The sequence below is a fragment of the Actinophytocola sp. genome, assembly GCF_036402745.1.
In the GTDB taxonomy this organism is placed as follows: domain Bacteria; phylum Actinomycetota; class Actinomycetes; order Mycobacteriales; family Pseudonocardiaceae; genus Actinophytocola.
Genome location: NZ_DASWSJ010000193.1, coordinates 1 through 5817, shown reverse-complemented (window position 1 = coordinate 5817; position 5817 = coordinate 1). Strand labels below are relative to the sequence as shown.

Here is a 5817-nt window from a genome sequence, read left to right as displayed (position 1 = left end):
CTCCTTGGCCGTGGCGAGCTCCTTGGTGTGCTTCGCCGAGGCGGCCTTGTTGTCGTCGCGCAGTGCTTGGCGTGCGGCCTCGCGGTCGGCGGTGACCTTCTTGGTCTCCTTGGCGGACGCGGCTTGCTTGTCGATCCGCATCGCCTCCTGGGCCTTCTCCTTGGCCGCGGCCGTCTTCTCGTCCTTGGTGTGCTTCGCGGACACGGCCTTGTTGTCGTCGCGCAGAGCTTGGCGTGCCTCCTCCGCCCGGTCGATCACGAGTTGGTCGGTGGTCATGCCGGACACGTTCTTCTTGTCGGCGATGAGGGCGTCGCGGGTGTTGTCTCGGGCGGTGGTGGTTGTGGAGACGGCCTTGTTGTCGTCACGCAGTGCCTGGCGCGCGGCCTCGCGGTCGGTGGCGATGTCCGCCGCCGGCCTCGGGCGCGGGTCGCAGCCGGCGCCCAGCTCGTTCGCGATGTCGCACATCGTCCGGGTGCTGCGGCCCGCGTCGTCGTGCGTGCGGTCCCACTCGGCCAGGTACGCACGCAACCGGTCCGGGGCGCCGAAGGGCAGGTCCGAGCCCGGCTGCCGCATGAGCCCGATGAGGTCACCCCCCTCGTGCGGGTGATCGTGGAGGTACTGCCGCAGCAGCTCCGCCGAGTCGCGCGCGTTCTGCTCCTTCACTGCGAGCTCCTGCCGCAGGCCCGCGTACGGGTCTTCGCCACCCAGCAACAGGTCGAGCGGGCCGAAGCCCAGCTTGCGCGAGTGCCCGCCACCCGTCGAACGGTGACCGGTGCCGCCGGTCAGCCGGGAGCCGCCCGGGTCCCCGGTGCCGCCCGTGCCACCGGTCTTGCCGCCCTTGCCGCGACGCTCGTCCTTCGCCGCGTCGGCCACGTTCTTGGCCTCCGTCTTCGCCGCGTCCGCGAGCTTGCGCCACTGGTCCCGCGCCTGCTTCGAGTCGGCCAGGTCCGCGAGACCGTCGTGGAAGTCCGCGTCCCGCACCAGCTTCCGGTAGCGGTTGGCGGCGGTCACCGCCTTGGCGGCCCGGTTGCGCGCGTCGGGCAGCCTCGCCTCGGCCGCGGCCCGCTGCTCGGGGGTGAGGTTCTTGTCCTTCGCCTGCTTGCGCAGTTCCTTGACCCGCTGCCGCTCCAGGTCCGCGGCCTTGTTCAGCGACTCCTGCCGGTAGCCGTCCTTGGCCCACTCCGCCGCCTTGCGCTTCAGCTCCTTGAGCGTCGCCTTGTCGACGCACTCGACCCCGCAGTCGATGAGGACCTTCGCGAAGCCGTCGCTGGCCGGGCTCGGCAGGCCGCCGGCGATGTACTTCTCCGCGAGGCACTTCGTCAGGCAGGACGAGTTCGGGTTCGCCTCGGCCCACGCCACGTACCGCTCCAGCGCATGGCGGGTCACCGGGTCCGTGGTCGTGTTGACCAGCTTCCGCAGCTTGTTCAGGTGCGGGTCCGGCGCGTTGTTCGCCGACTGGGCCGGCGCCGCCGACGCGAACGCGGGCAGCGCGGCGGCCAGCCCGCCGAACGTCACCGCCGTCGCGAGCACCACCGCCGGCACCCGCATCCCGACCCGGCGCAGCCGTTCGCGGACCTCCGACAGGGTCGTCGTCTCAGTAGTCACGACCGGCCTCGATCATCTCGTAGCTCACCTCGGCCGGGCTGGTCCCGACGGTGGAGCCGGGGTACGCGGACACCGGCTCGTCGTACGGGTCCCGCGCGACCGGAGCGGCGTACGGCTCGGCCGGGAACGGCTCGCTCGGCGGCGGCGCGTCGAACTCGACGGGCACGCTGAGGTCCTCGGCCAGAACGACCGGCTCCTCGACCGGCACGTCCACCGCCACGGGCAGCGGCTCGGGCAACGGCTCGGACAGCGGCTCGGACAGCGGCGCCAGGTCCGCCGCGACCACCGGCGCGGTCGGCTCGACCGGCACCGGGTCGGGCACGACGGCGGCGAGCAGGCCCGCCGGGTCGACGCTGACCGGCTCCGGCGGCACGATCTCCTCGGGCACCACCTTCGCGACCACGTCGGCCACCACGTCAGCGACCACATCGGCCACCACGTCGGCCGGCACGTCGATCGGCACGTCGACCGGCAGGTTCACCGGCTCCTCGACGGGCACCTCGGCAGGCACGTCGACCGGCGCGCCGACCGGCTCGTCGACCGGTGTGTCGACGGGTGTGTCGGCCGGTGGGAGCCCGTCGGTGAGGCCCGGCCCCGCGACGCCCGGGCTCTCCGCGAGCCGCTGGTCGACCAGCCCGCCGACGAGGCCCGGCAGCATCTCCGCCAGCCGCGTCGGGTCGATGCCGGTCGCGGCGGCCGGCTGCTCGTCGTCGCCCCCGGTCAGCAGTACGGCGGTCATCGCGCCCATCGTCACGCCCCCGGCGAAACCGGCCCAGATCCACATGCGCGGTGCCGGCCGCTGGACGATCCGGACGCCAGATCTCGGTTGCACTCGGCGTCGTGGCATCACGTCTCCATGTCTGTCGTTCCCGTTGCCCACAAGGAGAAACAACAGGTGAGCGGCATGTGCCGGCAAGGCCGAAGCCCGTCCGGGACAGTCCGGGACGGGTGCCAATAGGATGCTCGCGGGGCAACACTGGGGAAGGACGACGGTGGTCGACGACTGGCCGGACCCACGAGCTGCCAAGGACGTCGCCGGGTTCGTCGCGGCGATGCGTGCGTTGCGGGCGCGCACCGGGCTGAGCTTCCGCGCCCTGGAACGCAACGCGGAGCGGGCCGGCGACGTGCTGCCCACCTCGACGATCAACGCGGCGCTGTCCCGGGACAAGCTGCCGCGCGCCGACCTCGTCGCCGCGTTCGTCCGGGCCTGCGGCGGCGGCGAGCACACCGTCGACGCCTGGCTCGCGGCACGCGCCGACCTCGCCGTCGGCGCCGACGCGGCAGGTGAGGGTGAACCCGCGGCCGACGACCCGATCACCGAGTCGGCCCCGCAGCGCTGGGGCCGGGCCGGGGTCCTCGTCGCCGCCGGGTCGGTCATCGTGCTCGCGGCGGCCCTGGTGACCGTCCTCGTGCTCACCACCGACCAGCCGCAGCCGTCCGCCGCCCGCCGCCCGACCGGGACACCGCAGGACGTCGCCGCCGTGCCGATCGTGCTCGCGCACAGCGGGTTGTGCGTCGGCGAGGGGCCCGAGCGGCCCGGCGCGGACGGCCGGGTCGTGCTGGGCCAGCAGGACTGCGCGACCGCCGGCCCGCCGATCAGCCTCGAGTCCGCGGCCGGCGGGACCTTCCGGCTGATCCTGCACCACCCCGTCCACGGGCGCGGCTGCGTCACCGTCGACGGCGGCGGCATCGGCCCCGGCCTGCTGCTCGCCGGCGCCGACTGCGAGGACGACCGCCCCGACCAGACCTTCGCCTTCGAGCGGGTGACCGCCCCGGTGGCCGGCCACCGGCTGCACTCCCTCGCCGCGGCCGACCTCTGCGTCGGCACGTTCCGCGACAGCGGCGACCCCGGCGTCCAGCTGATCCAGGCCCCCTGTGACGGCCGCGCGCACCAGGTCTTCACGATCGACAGCGAGCTGCTGCCCGTCGCCTGACCCGCACGGCGGCCGCCGCCACCGTGAGTCATCCACTCGCCTGCTCCCGAAATCATGCGGCCTCTGTACTCAGGCCTGGTTGTGGCTCGGTTGTGAGCGACGACCGCTCACCGGCGGCCCCGGTTCTCGCGCAGCAGGCGCACGACGCGGCGGGCGTCGGCGCGTCGGCGCGGGTCTCGCGCGAGCACGGCGCCCGCGACCGCCAGCAGCAGTGGCGCCGTCGTGATCAGGCAGCTCAGGGCGAGCCCGAGTACCGCGGCCACTGGCCCACCTCCCTCCGGTGTTCTCGGAAGGTGTGTAGGTGGCGCGGCGGCGGCCGGATCACGGCCCGGCGCAGACGGTTTGCGTTCGCAACCATGTGTGGGCCCGCCGCGGGCCGGGCGTGACGGGGCTGGCACGGTCGGACCTACACCTGCACAACGACGGGTGACACGGGAGGAACCGGGGTGACCGGGACGGGGGACGAGCCGGCCGAGGTGCTGCGCGCCGACGCCGAGCTCTGTGCCCGGCTCCGCGCGGTCGGCTGCACGGGACCGCTGTGGGAGCGGGCGGCCGTCGAGTTCGCCCGGTACGGCTGGTCGGTGCTGTCCGCCTGGATCGGCAGCCGGCTGATCATGCAGAAGTGCCGGGAGAAGGGCCGCGCCGTCGAGCTGCCCGGGCACCTGAGCGCCGAGGACCACGAGGACCTCGTCGCCGCGTCCGTCGCATATGGACTGGAGAAGTTCCGGCGCTCGCTGGCCGACGGCCGGTGGCGGCCGGAACGCGGCGCGTCGCTGCGGACCTACTTCCTCGGCAGCTGCGTGCTCGCGTTCCCCAACGTGTTCCGCACCTGGCACAACGACCGGCGGCGGTACGTCGACGGCGCCACCGCGTGGGCGAGCGAGCCTGCCGCGTCCCGGCCGGGCACCGAGCCCGTCGACCTCGTCGACGCGGTGGCCGCGCTGGAGTCGCTGACCCGCGACGAGAGCGAGCGCGACCGGGCGTTGCGGCGGCTGCGGTTCCTCGACTACACCCGGACCGAGATCGCGGACATACTCGGGATGTCGCCGGGCGCCGTCGGCACCGCGCTCCACCGGATACAGCGTCGGGACTTCGATCTGGGGGAGGAGAGGCAAGCATGAGCCCGAGCAACGCCGCGAGCAACGCCGCGAGCGATGCCGACCTCGTCGCCGCCCACGCCGCCGGCGACCCGGACGCGTTCGCCGAGCTGGTCCGGCGGCACCGCGAGCGCATGTGGGCCGTCGCGCTGCGCACCCTCGGCGACCCGGAGGAGGCGGCGGACGCACTGGAGGAGGCGTTCGTCTCCGCGTTCCGCGCCGCCGCGTCGTTCCGCGCCGAGTCGCAGGTGACCACCTGGCTGCACCGGATCGTCGTCAACGCCTGCCTCGACCGCATCCGGCGCCGGCAGGCCCGGCCGACCGCGCCGCTGCCCTTGACCGCACCGCGGGTCCGGCGCCCGGCCTCGGTCGACGCGGACAAGATCGACTCGTTGCTCGCCGGGTCCTCGTTCGGCTCGGCCGCCGCCCGGGAGCTCCGCGCACGCACCACGCCGGAGACGGCCGCGCGAGCGGTGTCGCGCGCCGGGGACCTCGCCGGCGACCGGACCTCCGCCGACACCGACGCGGTGCGGATCGCCCTCGCAGGTCTGTCCGAGGAGCTGCGGGTGGCCGTCGTGCTGGTCGACGTCGAGGGCTACTCCGTCGCGGAGACCGCCCGCATGCTGGGCGTCGCGGAGGCAACGGTGAAGTCCCGGTGCGCCCGCGGCCGGGCCAAGCTGGCCAGGACCCTGGGGGCCGACCGCGGGGACCGGGTGGACCCGCGGGCGGGGCGCTGGCGCTAGGAAGCAGGTCCTCGATCAGCGCCCACCGCTCATCCGACGACAACTGAAACCGCGACACACCTGGCAGCATCCAGCCACCAACCACGATCTTTGTCAGGCACGCCCTACGTCACGTGCTTCAGGCGTCGACCGGACGACCGCACCGATCTCATCGGTGTGGCACCGGGGTCCGGTCAGGTGGGCGGTGGTCAGGTGGCCGGGGTCAGGCGCGCCCGTCGCAGCTGGAGGAAGGTTCGTTCCGTGTCGTTCGTGGCCAGGGTGATCGCCTCGTCGTAGGCGGCGACGGCATCCGAGATCCGGCCGAGGCGGGTGAGCAGGTCCGCGCGGGTGGCGGGCAGCAGGTGGTAGCCCGGCAGGTCCAGCTCGTCGATGGTGGCCAGCGCCAGCGCCGGTCCGTGCACCTCGGCGACGGCGACCGCGCGGTTGAGCGCCACGATC

6 protein-coding genes and 1 pseudogene are annotated in these 5817 nt (G+C 73.9%); 3 read left to right on the top strand and 4 right to left on the bottom strand.

What is annotated here, in order from left to right; genetic code table 11:
- Positions 1–1605: hypothetical protein (locus VGD70_RS18655; protein ID WP_331082963.1), on the bottom strand; the 1605-nt coding region annotated here is incomplete at its 3' end.
- Positions 1595–2344, bottom strand: coding sequence for a hypothetical protein (locus tag VGD70_RS18650; protein WP_331082961.1), 750 nt, complete (start codon positions 2342–2344; stop codon positions 1595–1597). The genes VGD70_RS18650 and VGD70_RS18655, both read right to left, overlap by 11 nt.
- Positions 2345–2597: 253 nt before the next feature.
- On the opposite strand from VGD70_RS18650, the gene VGD70_RS18645 reads away from it, so the two are divergent.
- Complete coding sequence (locus VGD70_RS18645) at positions 2598–3539, top strand: hypothetical protein (RefSeq protein WP_331082959.1); 942 nt, start codon at positions 2598–2600, stop codon at positions 3537–3539.
- A 107-nt stretch (positions 3540–3646) separates the two neighbouring features.
- On the opposite strand, the gene VGD70_RS18640 is transcribed toward VGD70_RS18645, so the two are convergent.
- On the bottom strand, positions 3647–3802 hold the full coding sequence (locus VGD70_RS18640) for a hypothetical protein (protein ID WP_331082957.1): 156 nt from the start codon (positions 3800–3802) through the stop codon (positions 3647–3649).
- A 183-nt stretch (positions 3803–3985) separates the two neighbouring features.
- On the opposite strand from VGD70_RS18640, the gene VGD70_RS18635 reads away from it, so the two are divergent.
- On the top strand, positions 3986–4660 hold the full coding sequence (locus VGD70_RS18635) for a hypothetical protein (protein ID WP_331082955.1): 675 nt from the start codon (positions 3986–3988) through the stop codon (positions 4658–4660).
- The gene (locus VGD70_RS18630) at positions 4657–5379 is read left to right on the top strand and encodes a sigma-70 family RNA polymerase sigma factor (protein ID WP_331082953.1); all 723 of its coding nucleotides are present in this window, start codon (positions 4657–4659) and stop codon (positions 5377–5379) included. Before VGD70_RS18635 ends, VGD70_RS18630 begins: the two co-directional genes overlap by 4 nt.
- Before the next feature lie 188 nt (positions 5380–5567).
- On the opposite strand, the pseudogene VGD70_RS18625 reads toward VGD70_RS18630, so the two are convergent.
- Positions 5568–5817: pseudogene (locus tag VGD70_RS18625) on the bottom strand (RNA polymerase sigma factor); the annotation flags it as partial.